The 16547-nt window shown below is 66.4% G+C and carries 10 protein-coding genes; 4 read left to right on the forward strand and 6 right to left on the reverse strand.

What is annotated here, in order from left to right; translation table 11 throughout:
* The 6 genes from AC6LJW_RS00830 to AC6LJW_RS00855 form a co-directional block, all read right to left on the reverse strand.
* Window positions 1-5460 (reverse strand): AAA family ATPase, encoded by a 5460-nt coding sequence (locus AC6LJW_RS00830; protein WP_498086197.1) that lies wholly within the window; start codon window positions 5458-5460, stop codon window positions 1-3.
* A 126-nt stretch (window positions 5461-5586) separates the two neighbouring features.
* Complete coding sequence (locus AC6LJW_RS00835; RefSeq protein WP_498086198.1) at window positions 5587-7191, reverse strand: MFS transporter; 1605 nt, start codon at window positions 7189-7191, stop codon at window positions 5587-5589.
* 72 nt (window positions 7192-7263) lie between these two features.
* Window positions 7264-7962: a hydrolase gene (locus tag AC6LJW_RS00840; protein ID WP_056566956.1), complete on the reverse strand. Its 699-nt coding sequence runs from the start codon at window positions 7960-7962 to the stop codon at window positions 7264-7266.
* Between the two features lie 115 nt (window positions 7963-8077).
* The gene (locus AC6LJW_RS00845) at window positions 8078-8761 is read right to left on the reverse strand and encodes a YoaK family protein (protein WP_498086199.1); all 684 of its coding nucleotides are present in this window, start codon (window positions 8759-8761) and stop codon (window positions 8078-8080) included.
* A gap of 79 nt (window positions 8762-8840) precedes the next feature.
* Window positions 8841-9269 (reverse strand): DoxX family protein, encoded by a 429-nt coding sequence (locus AC6LJW_RS00850; RefSeq protein ID WP_056565380.1) that lies wholly within the window; start codon window positions 9267-9269, stop codon window positions 8841-8843.
* A gap of 12 nt (window positions 9270-9281) precedes the next feature.
* Window positions 9282-11171 carry an amidohydrolase gene (locus AC6LJW_RS00855; protein WP_498086222.1) on the reverse strand — a complete coding sequence of 630 codons (1890 nt, stop codon included), beginning with the start codon at window positions 11169-11171 and terminating at the stop codon, window positions 9282-9284.
* Window positions 11172-11514: 343 nt separating this feature from the next.
* Between AC6LJW_RS00855 and AC6LJW_RS00860 the strand changes: the two genes are divergently transcribed.
* The 4 genes from AC6LJW_RS00860 (at window position 11515) to AC6LJW_RS00875 (ending at window position 16537) form a co-directional block, all read left to right on the forward strand.
* A complete protein-coding gene (locus tag AC6LJW_RS00860; RefSeq protein ID WP_498086200.1) occupies window positions 11515-12624 on the forward strand; it encodes a porin in 1110 nt (369 codons plus the stop codon).
* Window positions 12625-12779: 155 nt separating this feature from the next.
* Window positions 12780-14402, forward strand: a complete 1623-nt coding sequence (locus tag AC6LJW_RS00865; protein WP_498086201.1) for a methyl-accepting chemotaxis protein — start codon at window positions 12780-12782, stop codon at window positions 14400-14402.
* Window positions 14403-14492: 90 nt separating this feature from the next.
* Window positions 14493-15158, forward strand: a complete 666-nt coding sequence (locus tag AC6LJW_RS00870) for a response regulator transcription factor (RefSeq protein WP_498086202.1) — start codon at window positions 14493-14495, stop codon at window positions 15156-15158.
* Window positions 15159-15178: 20 nt separating this feature from the next.
* On the forward strand, window positions 15179-16537 hold the full coding sequence (locus tag AC6LJW_RS00875; protein ID WP_162253559.1) for a sensor histidine kinase: 1359 nt from the start codon (window positions 15179-15181) through the stop codon (window positions 16535-16537).
* Window positions 16538-16547: the final 10 nt, after the last annotated feature.

The raw sequence follows: 16547 nt of genomic DNA on the forward strand, positions 1-16547 counted from the left end.
TCACGCCTGCGCGGGCAGCGAAAAGTAGAACACCGCGCCCGCCGGGCTATTGGGCCGCGCCCACATCTGGCCGTGATGCAACTGGATGATCTCGCGGCAGATGGCAAGACCCATTCCCAGGCCCTTGGTCTTGGTGGTGAAGAAAGGATCGAAGAGTTTCTTCACTGATGCGGCGTCGATGCCGCTGCCCGTATCCAGCACCTCGACAAGCACGTCGCCGTCTGACGCATGCCGGGTAACGACGGTCAGCTGCCGCGCGGACGGCTCGTGCTTCATGGCGTCGGCCGCGTTGACATACAGGTTGAGCAGGACCTGCTGGAGCTGGACGCGGTCTCCTTGGGTGTGCAGGGGCGCATCGGCCAGATCCAGGATGACTTCGATTTCGCTGACATTGAGCTCGCTGCGCAGCAGCGCCAGTGTTTCCTTCACGAGCCCGTTCATTTCGATCGGAGCAAAGGCCGCCGGCGCCTTCTTGATCAGCGCCCGCACCCCCGAAATGATCGAACCGGCGCGTTGGCCGCTGCGCACGATGCGGCGCAGCGACTCGGCGACTTCTTCGGTGTTGGGCGGCGTGCGCGCAATCCAGTTCAGTGCGGCCTGCGCTTCGGTCAAAACCGCCGACACCGGCTGGCTGACATCGTGCGCGATGGACGCCGTCATCGAACTGACGGTGGTCATGCGGGTGACGTGGGCGAGATCCGATTGAATCTGCTGCATCTTGGCGTCCGCCGCCTTGCGTTCGGACAGGTCCAGGACAAACGACACGCCCTCGTTGTCGTCCGCCGCGAACCGCGCGGAGCCCAGCAGCACGGGCACGCGACGGCCGTCCTTGCGGATCAGTTCGGTCTCGACCGGCTCGGCGGTCTCGCGCAGCAACAGTTCATCCAGCGTCACCGCGCCGCTGCGTGACACCAGCGCTGTCCACCGCAACCGGCCGGCGCTGACGTCCTCGCGGCCGTAACCGGTCATGGACAGGAACAGGTCATTGGCCTCCAGCACTTGTCCGTCGGTGCGCCAGAACCAGATGCCGATGATGTTCGCTTCGACCAGACGCTGTATCCGGGCCTCACGCTGCGCCAGATCGCGGTACAGACGCGCGCGTTCGATCGCAATGGCGGCCTGCGACGCCAGCAGGCGCAGCACGGCGGTGCGGTGCGGCGCAAACACGCCGCGCGCCAAGGTGTTTTCCAGGTACAGCACGCCGATGGATTTGGACTGCGTCGTCAACGACAGGCACAACACCGACGGCAGCCGCGCGGCGCGCACATAAGGGTCGCCGGTGAAGGCGCCCGTCACCCACGCGTCGTCGAGCACGATGGTTTCGCCGGTCCGCCAGCCGTAGTTCACGATCTGCTGCGGCAGCCCCGCTTCGTCCAGCGATTGCGGGCGCTGGCTGATCGCGACGGAATCGCCGGAGGTGGTTGCGATGGCGCGGACATACAGATCGCCGCCGCTTTGCAGGACCAGCACGCCGCGCGTGGCGCCCGCTTGTTCCAGCGCGATCTTCATCAGCATGTCGAGCAGCGTCTGCAGATCCAGCGCACTGGCCAGCGCGCGGGAGATGTCGATGACGGTGGCCAGATCCAGGCTTTCCACGGGGGTTTCGATGGTGGAGCCTTGCGTGGCGCCGCGGCGGTCCACGAACAGCGTGGGGTACAAGGCGTCGATCTGCCGCACCTTGCCAGACGCGCCCCAGTGCTGATAGCACGCGCGCGCATGCTGCAGATAGGTGTGCGCAATGCGTTGCTGGCCGCGGCCCTCATAAAAGCGCGCGGCGCACTCATTGGCCAGGCCCTCGACATGCACGAGGCCGTGATCGCTGGCGCAATGGATGGCGTCGTCGTAGCGTTGCATCGCTTCCAGGACATCGCCGTGCAGCCGCGCGACTTCGGCGTCGATCAGCATCTGCTGGCTCTGGAAGTTGGACGGGCTGGACGCGGCCCACGGACGCAGCTTCTCCAGATGGGCCTCTACGGCGGCCAGCGCCGCGGCGCGTTCCGACGGACACTTTGGCACGGGACACCAGGCGCGCGCCAACGCGGAGTAGAAGTGGAATTCCATCTCCTCGACGAACGCGAGCGACGTCCAGACGAACGCCGAGGCGTCCTGGCTGGCGCGCACGGCGCTGGTGAAATCCCCGGCGAATACCCGGGCCTGAAGCTTGCGCAGGTAGTGCCAGCACGCCGTGACATTGCGGCCGGGCTCGGCCTGGATCCGCCGTTCGAATTCGGCCTCGCTGAAACCCGCGTCGTCCAGCACGCCGAATTGTGGCGTGAGGCCCTGCAGCATCTTGGCCAGCTGAAGCTGCGAGGTATAGCGGTCCAGCACTTCAAGACCGGCCTTGCGCGCGAACGCCAGGCCTCGCCCGGCGTCGGCGCGGATGGTGTTCAGCGGGCCGCCGGTGGCAAGCGTGTGTGTGACCAGGCTGTTCAGCGCGAAGGACGCATAGGTCCAGTCACCCTGCTGGCTCGCCAGCTCGAAGGCGGTTTGCAGCAGGTCGCGCGCCTCGCTGATCGGCTGCGACCACGGGACGATCTGGCCGCCGAAGACCTGATAGACCCGCGCGCTGAAGCGGACCTGCGCGCGCTGCTGGATCAGGTCGACGCCCAGCTTGCCGAAGGCGTAGCCGTCTGCGTAGTCGCCCGTGCGTGCGGCCAGGATCATGCCCAGCCACGCGTAGCCGAGGCTGGACGCATCCGTATTGCCATGCCGCAGGCTCAGGTTTGCCATCCGCAGAATGACGCGCTCGCGCAGATTCGCAAAGAGCGTCCAGGCGGGGGGAAGCAACGCGGTCAGGACGCCCATCGTGCCTTCCGCCTCGGCGTCCTCCATCGAGGGCAAACTGAGCAGCGCGGCCGCGGGCCGCCCGGCCCGCCACGCATTGAACTCGGCGTATTCGCGGGATACGGCCTCATCGGACGGACTGTCCGTCCAGTCGATGCCGGCGCGGCGCAGATAATCCAGTCCGGCTTGTATGGCTTCGTGCCGTTCGCCCAGCGCCATGAACACTTCCACGCGCAGTTGCGTCACGCGGGCCAGTTCCGGCAACGATCCGTCGCGCTGTCCCAGGCGGGCCAGCCGATGCTTGGCGCTTGCCACCGCGCCATTGCGGAATTCGCATTCGGCGCGCGTGATCTCGATGGTGAAGGCCAACGCCGGTTGATGCTGCCTGCCGTCCTCGGACAGGAACGCTGAGGCGGCCTCCAGATACCGGATGGCCGCGGAATAGTCCGCGGTGTCCTTGGCCAGCGCGCCGGCCAGGGCGTTCAGGTGGGCAAGCCGGACGCGTTCTTCCGGGCTGTGGACCAGTTGCCATGCCCGGTTGAACTGATCGACCAGTTCAAATGCGTGCGCCTTCAATTGTTCCGGTTGCAGGTCCAGCACGAGCCGCCGGCCGATCGCCAGGTGCGTGGCGGCGCGCTGCCGTTCGGGAATCAGCGCATAGCTGGCGGCCTGCACCCGGTCGTGCGGAAAGCGGTACACGTCGCCGGCCCGGAACACGAGGCTCTGCCGCTCGCATTCGCGCATCGCGGTGGCAACGTCGAGGCGCGGCCAGTCCAGCGCGATGGCAAGCTTGCCGAGCGACGCATCGTGTCCGAGGCACGCCATGTGTTGAAGCGCGTCGCGGCTGTCCGGCGGCAAACGCTCGACCTGCTGGATGATGATGCCGACCACATTGTCGGTAAAGGCCTGCTCGCGGATGGCGTCCGCATCCCAGATCCAGCGTTGGCGGCGCGGGTCGTAGTGCAGCAGCCCCTCGGCCGAGAGCGTGGCCAGAAAGCGAAGCATGAAGCACGGATTGCCGGCCGTCTTGGCCTGCACCAGGCTGACGAGCGGATCGATCCACGGCGACCTGCTTTGCAGCGCATCGGCGATCAGGCGGGCGGAATCGTGCTCCGGCAGGTTGTCGAGCGCGATCTCGGTCAGGGGAATCGTGTTGGCGCGCAGGCTGGCAATGAAGGCGGCAAGCGCGTGGCGCGCGGTCATCGCTTCGGCGCGATACACGCCCACGACCAGGATGTTCTGAAGATCCGTCTGCGCAAGCTGTTCGATGACGCGCAGCGTGGCGGCGTCGGTCGACTGCAGGTCGTCCAGGAACAGGATCAACGGATGGCCGGGCGACGAGAACGCGCAGAACAGATGCTGGAAGGCCAGGCGCAACCGCGCCTTGGCGTCGCCTTCGGCAAGCAGGCCCGACGCGTCCGGCACGATCAGCGCCAGTTCGGGGATCAACGCGAGCAGGCTGTCGCCGCCCGCGGATACCACCACGCGCAGCTTTTCCCGCCATTCGCCCAGGTCGCTTTCGTTCTTGGCAAGCACGGACTGAAGCAGGCCTCGTGCCGCCTCGACCAGCGCGGCGTACGGCCCGGCGTGGCTGTGGGGATCGCCCTTGCCCTTTGCGAGCAGGGTGTATTGGCTGCCGACGACGCGATGCAGCTCTTCGATGAGGATGGATTTGCCGACGCCCGGTTCGCCGGAGATCAGCACCACCTCGGCGCGGCCCGAACCCGCCACCCGGCCCATGGCGCCGAGCAGGATGTCCAGCTCGGTGCCCCGGCCGTACAGGGTCGCCGGCACGCGCACGCGCCCCGGGTGGTCGTAGCGGCCCGGCACGAAGTCGGGCGCGGCGCCGAGGCCTGCCGTCAGCCGGGACAGGCAGTACTGAAGATCCGCGGCAAGCCCCTCCGCCGTCTGATACCGGTCGTCCGCCGACTTTTCAAGCAGCTTCATGACGATGGCCGACAGCTCGGCGCAGATGCCGCCGTCGCGCTCGGCCGGCGCCACGGGCACGCGCGCCGTATGGCTGTGCAGCCACGTCAGCGCTGATTCGCCCTGAAAGGGAAGCTCGCCGGTCAAGGCTTCGTAGAAGACGACCCCCAGCGAATACAGATCGGAGCGCGCGTCGGCGCGGTGGCCGGAGCGGCCGGACTGCTCGGGGGCCATGTAGGCGGGGGTGCCGACGATATCGCCTGGCGGCGAGGCGGGCGCTGCTTGATAGGCGCCGAGCGCCGTGGAGAACGAAAATCCGGTCAGGTGAGCGGCCCCATTCTGTTCATTGAACAGAATATGCGCCGGCTTGAGATTCCGGTGGATCAGCCCGGCGTTGTGCATCTTCCCGAGCGACATCGCCACCTCGATGGCGAAACGGAGAAACATCGGGGCGGGCATCGCGCGCGTGGGGTGCGTGGCCAGCGGCTGTCCGCCGGGATCCTGCAGGTACAGGACGGTGGAGCCGCCCACGCGCGCCAGCTCGGTCGGGACCGCGGCCCAGTCCGGATGCAGGTAGTCGCGCAGGCCGTATTCCTGCTCCAGCAGGTGCCGCGCGCATTCCGAGCTGTCGTTCGGCCGGAGCCAGACGGCAAGCTTCGAGGCGCCGCGTCCGAAGACCCGGTCGCCATCCACCCACAGAACCTCGAAACGGGCTCCGCTGACTGCCTCGAAGCGAGGAGCGCTATCCATGTCACACCTAAGCTGCGGCCTCTCGGCGCGCGGCATCAAAATCCCTGTCGGCGCAATTCTAGTCAGGAATCATTCTTCTCTTGTAACGGTGTGTGCGGGCAACGCCGGGTCATCTGCGTTGGCGGCCTATTGCGGGATGGGCGCCACGAAGTGCGACACCCGCGGCGGCGTGTCGCCGATATGGAACGCGCGGACTTCCGCCTGCTGGTCTTCGTCGGCATGCGTGACGCGCTCGTGCTGGCGCAGATGTTCGAGCCACGACGTCACCAGGAAGTATTCCAGGTAGCGGCCGGGCTGAGCGGCATCTTCAAAAATGCCCCAGGCGTATGCGCCGTCGCGGCGGCGCTCGGCGCCGGCATGCTGCATGGCCCGCACGAATTCCGCGCCGCGCGCCGGGTCGATCAGGTATTCCACCGTGATCATCACCGGACCGCGATCATGCGACACGTGCTGGTCGATCAGGGGTTCGGGCCAGTGCATCGACGGCGCAAGGTCCAGCTCCGCGCCCAGTTGCAGTTGAGCCTTGCGGGTCAGCACCATTGCAATGACGGAGCCCGCGGCCGCGATCAGCAGCGCCGTCGGGACGCCGGCGCGCACGGCGGTCTGTCCCCAGATCATGCTGCCGGCGGTCATCGAGCCGAAGAACACCGTGACGAAGATCGCCAGGCCGCGTGCGCGCACCCAGTCGGGCAGCGCTACCTGGGCGGACACGTTGAGCGAGGTCAGCACCATGATCCACGACGCACCCGCCAGAAAGCTGAACGCGCCGGCGACGACGGGATGCGGCACCACCGCAAACACCACCAGCGTGAGCGCCGTGCCCAGCGTGCCGGCCATGACGCTGCGGTCCGGACCCAGCTTCTTGCGCAGCGGCGGCAGCACGATGGCGCCGATCACGGCACCCGCGCCGACGCAGCCCAGGATGATGCCGTAGAGCAAGGCGCCGCCCTGAAGCACCTGACGCACGATCACCGGCAGCAAGGCCCAGTAGGCGCTGGCAAACAGAAAGAACGCGACGGCACGGACCAGCGTCGATTTGAGCGGCTTGCTGTGTAGCGCGAAGCGCAGCCCGGCGCGCATGGCGTGGATGAGCTGCTCGCGCGGCAGGCGCTTCTCAGCGGCCGCGGGCGGCTTCCACCAGATCAGCGCCGCGACGACCACGATGAAGCTGACCGCATTGACGAAGAACGGAATCGCCACGCCCAGGCTGGTGATCAGCACGCCGGCCAGCGCCGGGCCGATCGCACGGCTCACGTTGATGCCCACGCTGTTCGTCGCGATGGCCTGCTGCAGCGACGGACGCGGCACCAGGCTGGGGACGATGGCCTGCCACGCGGGCGCCGACAGCGCGGTGCCAATGCCCATCAGCAACGTAAAGCCCAGCAGCACCCACGGCGTCGTGAGGCCAAACCAGACCACCAGGCCCAGCGCCAGCGCGATGAAGCCCATGGCGATCTGCACCATCAGCAGCAGCTTGCGGCGGTCCATCGTGTCGGCCAGCGCGCCGGCCAGGAGCGACAGCAGGAACACGGGCAAGGCGCCCGCCGTCTGCACCAGCGCCACGAACATGGGCGAGGGCGACAACGACGTCATGAGCCATCCGGCGCCTACGTCATGCATCCAGGTACCGATGTTCGACAGCACGGTGGCGATCCAGATCACCGTGAAGGCGGAGTAGGCGAAAGGCGAGGACGGCTGGGCGTCGGCGGGGCGGGTGTCGGCGGGCGTCATGGCGGGGCAGGCTGCGGGAGAAAGCAAAAAGGCCCGCGGCCGCTGCGAGAGCGGCTGCGGGCCCGGGGGGCATCAGCGGGCGATGACGGGCGCAGCGACGGGCGCGATGGCGTCGTGGGCGGTCTGCGTGCGCTGGCCGGCCTTGTGCACCATCGTGTAGGCGTAGTCCACGCCCATGCCGTAGGCGCCCGAGTGTTCCTTGACGATTTCCATCACGGCGTCGTAGGAGTCACGGTGGGCCCAGTCGCGCTGCCATTCCAGCAGCACTTGCTGCCACGTGACAGGCACGACGCCGGCCTGGATCATGCGTTGCATGGCCATGTCGTGCGCTTCCTTGGACGTGCCGCCCGACGCGTCGGAAACCATATAGATCTCGTACTCGCCTTCCAGCATGGCGCACAGCGCGAAGGTGGTGTTGCAGACTTCGGTCCACAGGCCGGCAACGACCACCTTCTTGCGGCCGTTGGCGGCCAGCGCGTCACGCACCTTCTGGTCGTCCCACGAGTTCATCGAGGTGCGTTCCAGGACCTTCTGGTTCGGGAACACGTCCAGCAGTTCGGGGTACGTGTAGCCCGAGAACGACTCGGTTTCGACGGTGGTGATGGTGGTCGGGACGCCGAAGACCTTGGCGGCCTTGGCCAGACCCACAACGTTGTTCTTGAGCGTCTGGCGGTCGATCGACTGCACACCGAAGGCCATTTGCGGCTGGTGATCGATGAAGATGATCTGGCTGTTCTGCGGGGTCAGGACTTCGAGCTTTGCTTGGGACATGAAAATCACCTGGAGGGTTGAAACAGAGGGGGGCTTTGACGAGAACGTCAGAATATGTGAAACGTTCGCATTTCGACATTGTTCGAAGGTATGGCGCGTCCCCCCTCAAGTAGGGTCAGTTGGGGGCGCGCTTGATGCCCAGGGTGGCCAGCGCGGCGACGATGGGCGGCAGGACGAAACACCACATGAGGGACGCCCAGTACAGCAGCGCGGCAATGGCGCAGCCGGTCGCAAAGGCGGCCAGGGCGGGCAACATCTTTCGCAGGCGGCCGACGGCGGCCGTGCGGGCTTCGCCGGAGACGCCCTTGCAGAGGTCGGCAAGGTCGATCATCACCTGCGTGGTGGTCCCGGTCATGAGGGTGGACGGCGGCGCGCTGCCCAAGTGCATGCGCTGGATCGCATTCTGGATGCCCATGGCGGCGACCAGCAGCATGCCGCCCGTCACGGCGAAGGGCGCGTCGCTGTCGGGAAACGGTCCGTAGGCGACGAGGACGGCGGCGGCGGCGGCCAGCAGCAGCACCTTCGCGCACATGAGCTTGGACATCGCCGTGTCCGCGGCCGCGAGGCTGGACGCAAACAGGCGCGTCAGGACGACGACGGCACAGAAGAGCGGCAAGGCCAGAAGCTTGGCGAAGGCGCCGGTCGTGCCGTGGACGAAGGCGGCGCCCAGCGTGACGAAGTTGCCGGTCACGTGCGCCGTGAACAGGCCATTCAACGCCAGGAACCCCGCCGTATCGACGTATCCCGCGTTAAAGCCCAAGAGGCCGGTGAATCGGGGAGATACGGGTGTCTGTTCCATGATGTGCAAGGTGAGCGTTGAAGACGCAGTGCCCGTTGGAACGGCGGTGCGGCCGGCGCGACGGGCACTGCGAAGGCTGTTACCGCCGTTCGTTCAGGTCCTGCCAGATCACGAGCAGGAATCCGCCCACCAGCCCAAGGTGTTCGAAGAACGAGTTGGCAGCGAAAAAGCGCGCCTGGCCGGGCGGCATTTCCCAGAACTGCAGGGCGACGAACGTGGCGATGAGGGTGAAGATCGCCAGCCCCAATGCGCCGATCCAGCGGTGCCATCCGATCAGGATCATGAGCGAGGCAATGATCTCCAGCGCGATCACGACCACGGCGAAGAACGGCGCGGGCGTGAGCCCGAAATGGGTCATTTCGGCAATGGCGCCGGGAAAATCGGTCAGCTTGACCAATCCGCCCTGCAGATACGCCGCGCACAAGCCCAGGTAGGCGACAAAGCGGGCCACGCGGCCCCCGAGAATGGGGCGCGCAAGGCCGGTCAGCGAGGTTGAAATGCTCGACATGGATTCAGTCCTTTACACGGCCCAGCACGAGCAACCCAGCGCGCCGAAGAACGACTTCTGGTCCGAGGCCGGCACGCTGGAGGCCCACGCGTTGGCGTGGCTGTGTCCATGCATGCCGCAAGCGGTGGCGCAACCGCAGGCGGCGGCAAAACGCTTGTAGTCCAGCGAATTGCGTCCCGCGCCTTCCGGGTCGCCCCAGGCGGCATAGCCGCCGAACAGGCGCGTGGGAGACCAGTCGGGCATGGCGGGCGGCGGCGCGTTCTCGTCCAGCGGCGCGAAGTCGCCCGCGCCGTAGACCACGCGGCCGCCCACCACGGTGAGGTCGGACGTCAGGAACGAAATCTCTTCATCCGCCACCGTGAAGTAATCCTGGGACGGGACCATCAGGTCGGCAAACTGGCCCACCTGGATGCGGCCGCGCTTGCCTTCGTCATTGGAGAACCACGCGACGTTTTCGGTCCACATGCGCAGCGCCGTCTCGCGGTCCAGCAGGTTCTCGTGCGGGTACAGCGGCATGCCGCCCACGGTCTTGCCCGTGGTCATCCACGACAGGGAGATCCACGGGTTGTAGGACGCGACGCGGGTGGCGTCCGTGCCGGCGGACGTCTTCACGCCCTTTTCAAGGATGCGCTTGACCGGGGGCGTGGCCTGCGCGGCCTTCGCGCCGTAGCGCTCGACAAAGTACTCGCCCTGGTACGCCATGCGGTGCTGCACGGCAATGCCGCCGCCCAGCGCGGCGATCCGGTCGATCGACTTGTCCGAGATCGTCTCGGCGTGATCGAAGAACCAGTTGATGCCGGTGAGCGGCGTGTCGCGATGCACCTTCTCGAAGACGTCGAGCGCCCGCGTGATGGTTTCGTCGTAGGTGGCGTGCAGGCGCCAGGGCCATTTGTTCTGGACCAGGACGCGCACGACCTCTTCCAGTTCTCCTTCCATCTCCGGCGGCATGTCCGGCCGTTCGACGCGGAAGTCCTCGAAGTCGGCGGCCGAGAACACCAGCATCTCGCCAGCGCCGTTGTGGCGGAAATAGTCGTCGCCCTGCTTGTACTTCACCGAAGACGTCCAGTTCAGGAAGTCTTCCTTTTCGTGCTTGGGCTTCTGCGTGAAGAGGTTGTAGGCGAGGCGAACGGTCAACTGGTTGTCGTCGGCCAGCTTCTGGATAACGGCGTAGTCGTCCGGGTAGTTCTGATAGCCGCCGCCGGCGTCGATGACGCCCGTGACGCCCAACCGGTTCAGCTCGCGCATGAAGTGGCGCGTGGAGTTCAGCTGATAGTCGAACGGCAGCTTCGGACCCTTGGCCAGCGTGGAATACAGGATCGTGGCATTGGGCTTGGCCAGCAGCAGGCCCGTCGGATTGCCATTCGCGTCGCGGATGATCTGGCCGCCTTCGGGGTCGGGCGTGTCCCGGGTGTAGCCCACCACGCGCAGCGCGGCGGCGTTCAACAGCGCGCGATCGTACAGATGCAGCAGGAACACGGGCGTGTCCGGCGCGACTGCATTGATTTCCTCGATGGTCGGCAGGCGTTTTTCAATGAACTGGTGCTCGGTGAATCCGCCCACCACGCGCACCCATTGGGGCGCGGGCGTGTTGGCGACCTGCCGGCGCAACATTTCCATGGCATCCGCCAAAGACCTCACGCCGTCCCACCGCAGCTCCATGTTGTAGTTCAAGCCGCCGCGCACGACGTGCGTGTGGTTGTCGTAGAGCCCGGGCAGGACGCCTTTCTTTTTCAGGTCCACCAGCCGGGTGTTCGATCCCGCCAGGCGCAGAACTTCCCGGTCGCTACCCACCGCGACGAACTTGCCGGCCTTCACGGCGACGGCGCCCGCTTCCGGATTGGCGCGGTCCAGCGTGGTGAAGCGGCCGTTGTAGAAGATCACTTCCGGGGGGCCATCCGCCAGCGGCGTGCCGGGTTGGCTCTGCGACCCGGCATTCGCCCGGCCGGCCCACATGCTATTGAGTGCAAACGCGGAAGCCAGCGAAGACGCCGCTCCCAGGACTTGTCGACGCGAAGCCATGCCACTCTCCTCGATTAATTTCGTGGCGGGTAGGTTTCCATGGCGGCCAGTGGGGCGCAATCCGACATTAGGGTTGTGACCCTATACCATCGACGAATGGCGCTGCCGCGCAATGCGCGCGTATTGTTTTGCCGTTTGCGTGCTGCCTTGCAGTTCCGGGGTCGCTCGTATCCCGTGCCCATGGGTTCATCGCGCAGGATTCCCACGGAAAGCACAGGAGCATGAGATGAAGGTTCGCCGCGAAGCGCGCAAACGGGTTCTGGTTGGTGGATGCGCGGTGGCCGCGCTGTGTGGGGTAGTGGGCAGCGCGTCGGCGCAGTCGTCCGTCACGCTATACGGCCGGCTCAACACGGCGCTGGAATACGCCTGGATCAGCGGCGGCGACAATGCCGGCTCCGGCGCGCGCATGACGAACAATCGGTCGGTGTTCGGCCTGCGCGGCGAAGAGGACCTGGGCAACGGCCTGTCCGCGATCTTCCAGATTGAAAGCGGCATTGCGCTGAACACCGGGCAGGGCGAGATCGCCAGCCGAAACACGCGCCTGGGGCTGGCGTCGCCCTATGGCACGTTCTTTCTGGGCAATTGGCACACGGCCTACACCGAGTCGACCATGAAGATGGATCCCTACTATCCGATGACGGCGGGATACATGGCGCTGATGGGCAACGGCTCGGCCTCCAGCTCGGGCAACGTCGAGAACACCAGTTCGTTTGACCGGCGCCAGAAGAACTCGCTGCATTTCCGGTCGGCCGATTGGCATGGCCTGAGCGCGGGTTTCACTTGGGGCTTGCCGCAGGAGCGCATGACGACGCCGCGCAATCCCCAGCTTTTCTCCTGGTCCGCGGCGTACAAGGAAGGTCCGCTGGCGCTGGTGGCGGCCTATGAGCTGCACAGGAACTATCAGATGGCCGACTCGCACGATGATGCCATCAAGCTGGGTGCTTCGTATTCGTTCCCGTCCACCACGATCAACCTCGTCGTCGAGCAGCTGCGCTACCAGACGGCCTCCGGCGATCTGCGCCGCAAGGGATATTACGTGTCGCTCGTGCAGAAGCTGGGCGCAGGCAGCCTGAATGCATCCGTCGGGTACGCCGCCAATGGCACCGGGCCGTCCACGCAACGGGTGGGTTATGTCCGTAGCGGCGAGAACACCGGCGCGGTCCAGTACACGATCGGCTATGAGCAGCCCTTGTCCAAGCGCACGTCCGTGTATGCGTATTACTCGAAGATCAAGAACCGCTCGAATGCGGCCTACGACTTCGCGATCAATGAACTTGGCGTGACTGCGGGCGCCAGCCCGCAGACGATTGCGCTCGGGCTGCGGCATAACTTCTGACGCTGACGGGGCTTAACGATTCATTAATTCTTGCCTCGCTATAGTCGCGCTCGTCAGCCGGCGCGGGCCCTTTCAACGGGTCTGGCGCTGCAACAGCGCGAATAGTCATGAGCCGGTTGTCATCACAACAAAGGCGAATGATGAATCTTGCAGCCATGAAAGTGAGGTCCCGCCTCGCTATCGGTTTTCTCTTCCTTGTCCTGGCGTTGGTGGTGCTTGGGGGCCTGTCCCTGTACGCCGTGCGGACGCTGGACAAGTCGATGTCCGACATCGTGAACGTGAACAACCAGCAGTTGAAGCTGGCGTTGCAGATGCGCGAGCTGGTGCAGGGCCGGGCCATCGTGGTGCGCAACATCGTGCTGTACGCGGACCCGCAAGCCGTGGCGAATGAGATCACCCGATCGGAAGACATGGCGGCGCACTATCGCCAAGCCAGCGAACAGCTTGCAAAGATGTTTGCCGAAGATCAAGGCACGCTGCCCGCCGAAACCGACCTGCTGGCCGCCGCGCAGCGTGCGCAGCAGGAAGCCTCGCCCATCTATATGCGCGCCCTCGAAGCGGGGCGGCAGAACAATACGCAGGAAGCCGCCAGGATCCTGCGTGAAGAGTTGCGCCCCAAGCAGGACGCCTGGCTCGATCAACTGATGGCGCTTGCCAACCTGGAATCCAAACTCAGCGACGAATCGGCCGGGCAGGCCGCGCAGACATCGGCACGTCTGCGCAACGCGATCATCGTGATCATGGCGATCGCCGTGCTGGCCGGTGTGCTGTCGGCGTGGCTGGTCACGCGCAGCATCCTCCGTCAGCTTGGCGGCGAGCCCGCCGATGCGCAGAAGCTGGCCGGCGCCATTGCCAGCGGCGACCTCACGACGGCGCTCACGCTGGACGGAAGCGATCGGTCGAGCCTGATGTATTCGCTGGAGACGATGCGCATGCAGTTGGCGACGACAGTGGGCACCATCGTCAGCGCGGCGGAGTCCATCTCGACGGCGTCCGCCCAGATTGCCGAGGGCAATGCGGACCTGTCCCAACGCACCGAGGAACAGGCCGCGTCGCTGGAGGAAACGGCCGCCAGCATCGAGGAAATGACCTCGACCGTGCGGATGAACCAGGACAACGCAGCCAGCGGCAGCAGTCTCGCCGTGGATTGCAGCCAGCTCACGGTTGAGGCGGGGCGCGTGGTGGGCCAGGTGGTGGACGCGATCGGCGCGATCTCGACCGATGCGGAGCGCGTCGGCGAGATCGTGTCGGTGATCGACAGCATCGCGTTCCAGACGAACATTCTTGCGCTGAATGCGGCGGTGGAGGCCGCGCGGGCCGGCGAACAGGGCCGCGGCTTCGCGGTGGTGGCCACTGAAGTGCGCGCGCTGGCGCAACGCAGCGCGACGGCGGCCAAGGAGATCAAGGGCTTGATCGAGAACTCCAAGCGCGCCGTGCAAGGCGGCGAGGCGCTGGCGGCCACGGCGGGCGAGCAGATGCAGAAGGTGCTGGACGCGGTGGCCAGGCTGAAAGAGGTGACGGTGGAAATCGCCTCGGCCTCGGCGGAGCAGACCAGCGGCATCGAACAGGTGAACGTGGCGGTGTCGCAGATGGACACGATGACGCAGCAGAACGCGGCGCTGGTCGAGGAATCGGCGGCGGCGGCTGGGGCGATGGCCACGCAGGCGAAGGAGCTGCTGCAGGCGGTGGCGCGCTTCAAGACGGAGCGGCGCTCCGTGGCGGCGCATCCGGGTGCGCGCTACGAGCCGCTGGCGCTGGCCGCGCCTGCCCACGCTTGAGCCGGCGGCTGACCTTTTATGATGCGGCACGCGCGGCAAGCACGCCGCGCCGCGCAGAGGCTGCCAAGGCCCACAGAGGGGATCACGGATATGCGGGTGCTGTTGGTTGAGGACGACGCGATGTTCGCGGACGCATTGACGCTGGCCCTGGAGGAACTGGACTTTGCGGTGACGCTGGTGCCGGAAGCCGACGCCGCCAAGGTGCTGCTCCTGGAACATGCCTTCACGATCGTGCTGCTCGATATCGGCCTGCATCGCGGGTCGGGCCTGGACGTGCTGCGCTTTGTGCGCCGGCGCGGTGACGCGGTGCCGGTGATCCTGATCACCGCGCGGGATGCCTTGAGCGACCGTATCAAGGGACTGGATCTGGGCGCTGACGATTACGTCATCAAGCCGTTTGAGCCCACGGAACTCTTTGCACGCATGCGCGCGTTGCTCCGGCGCAGCGGCGCGTCGGGCGACAAGGTGCTGGCCTGGCGTCACGTGAAGCTGGACCCGGGGCGCCGCGAGGCCTTCGTCGACGATGTGCCGACCCGACTGTCGGAGCAGGAGTTCCGCACGCTGGAGATGCTGGTGAGGCACCCAGACCGGCTCGTGTCCACGGAAGAGCTGCGCGCGCATCTTTACGGCGCCGGCCGCCCCGGCGAGAGCAATACGATCGCCGTGTTCATCCACGCCCTGCGGCGAAAGCTGGGCAAGGACGCCATCGAAAACGTGCACGGCCAAGGCTATCGCCTGGCCCGGGATGGCGGCTGATGCGGCGGGTCACGAATTCGATGCGCGCGCAGATTCTGCTGGGCATCTTCAGCGCGCTGCTGGTGTCGTGGCTGGTGCAGTTTGGCCTGTATTGGAACAGCCTGACGCGGACCGAGTCCGGGGCGCGCGATCACGAGCTGAACGCGGTGGTCGACAGCGTCGCGTTCTTTCTGGCGATGGTGCCGGTGACGCAGGACATCCGCCGGGACCTGCCGGTGCCCGCCTTCCTGTTGCGCCAGTCCATCGGCAAGACCGAGATCCAGGTGTGGGACCGCGTGACGAATCGGCTGGTGCTGGCGTCGACGGACGCGCCCCGGACGCGGATGGCGCAGGCCAATTCCATCGGGTTCTCGTGCGTCGACTTTGGCGGCGACACCTGGCGCGTCTATGCGGGACTGGACGAGACGGCCCGCTTCGAGATCGTTGCCGCGACGCCGACACGCGCGTTCTATGCGGGGCTGGCCGACCGGTTTGAGTTGGGCTCGATCATCACGCTGCTGATGTTTGCTGGGATCGGCAGCGTCACGATGTTCGTGGTCTGCCGCTCGACGCGCAAGCTGGGCCGTGCGGGCAAGGACATTGCGCAGGCCAGCGTGACCGACGGCGTGACCGTTGACGAGCTGACCGTGCCCGCCGAAGTGGGGCCCTTGATACGGGCCATCAACGAGCGCCAGCGGCGGGTGGTGACGCTTATCGAGAACGAGCGGCGATTCATCGGCGACGCTGCCCACGAGCTGCGCACGCCGCTGGCGGTGCTGGCCGTCTACGCGGACACGGCGTATCGCGTCAACGATCCCGTGAAGGCGAAGATGCTGATGCAGAAGATCGCCGAGACGACGCGCCGCAGCGCGCGGATCGTTGAGCAGTTGCTGGACCTGGCGCGCACCGACAGGAACGACATCCTGCTTGAGCCGGTGAACCTTGCTGCGGTGGTGGGCTTCGTCCTGCGGGACATGCAGGGCTCGTTCGTCCATCGCGGCCAGCAGCTCACCGTGGATGCCGTTCCGGGCCAGATCCTGGGTCAGGTCGATGCGCTGGGCATCCTGGTGCGCAATCTGCTGGACAACGCCGGCCGGTACAGCGGCGACGGCAGCGAGATCAGGGTGGCGTTGCAGTGGGCGGCGGACAGCGTTACGTTGGTGGTATCGGACAACGGCCCCGGAATCACTCCGCTGCTGCGCGAGCGGATCTTTGACCCGTTCTACCGCGGTCCGGGCGCGCCAAGCCACGGCAGCGGGCTCGGGTTGGCCCTGGTGGCAAGAATCGCCCGCTCGCACCATGCGCGCGTCACCGTGGCGGATGGCGCCGACGGACGTGGCGTGTGCCTGAACGTGACGTTTCCGCTGCCTGGGGCGATGGCCGGCGCCTCGCCCGCCTGAGGGGGGAAAG

This window comes from Achromobacter sp. 1012554356, from assembly GCF_059760815.1.

Excerpts from the sequence above, each read along its gene's own strand:
- AC6LJW_RS00845 (WP_498086199.1), bottom strand. The coding sequence starts at position 8,761 with ATGGAACAGACACCCGTATCTCCCCGATTCACCGGCCTCTTGGGCTTT.
- AC6LJW_RS00840 (WP_056566956.1), bottom strand. The coding sequence starts at position 7,962 with ATGTCCCAAGCAAAGCTCGAAGTCCTGACCCCGCAGAACAGCCAGATC.
- AC6LJW_RS00830 (WP_498086197.1), bottom strand. The coding sequence starts at position 5,460 with ATGGATAGCGCTCCTCGCTTCGAGGCAGTCAGCGGAGCCCGTTTCGAG.
- AC6LJW_RS00860 (WP_498086200.1), top strand. The coding sequence starts at position 11,515 with ATGAAGGTTCGCCGCGAAGCGCGCAAACGGGTTCTGGTTGGTGGATGC.
- AC6LJW_RS00865 (WP_498086201.1), top strand. The coding sequence starts at position 12,780 with ATGAAAGTGAGGTCCCGCCTCGCTATCGGTTTTCTCTTCCTTGTCCTG.
- AC6LJW_RS00835 (WP_498086198.1), bottom strand. The coding sequence starts at position 7,191 with ATGACGCCCGCCGACACCCGCCCCGCCGACGCCCAGCCGTCCTCGCCT.
- AC6LJW_RS00850 (WP_056565380.1), bottom strand. The coding sequence starts at position 9,269 with ATGTCGAGCATTTCAACCTCGCTGACCGGCCTTGCGCGCCCCATTCTC.
- AC6LJW_RS00870 (WP_498086202.1), top strand. The coding sequence starts at position 14,493 with ATGCGGGTGCTGTTGGTTGAGGACGACGCGATGTTCGCGGACGCATTG.
- AC6LJW_RS00875 (WP_162253559.1), top strand. The coding sequence starts at position 15,179 with ATGCGCGCGCAGATTCTGCTGGGCATCTTCAGCGCGCTGCTGGTGTCG.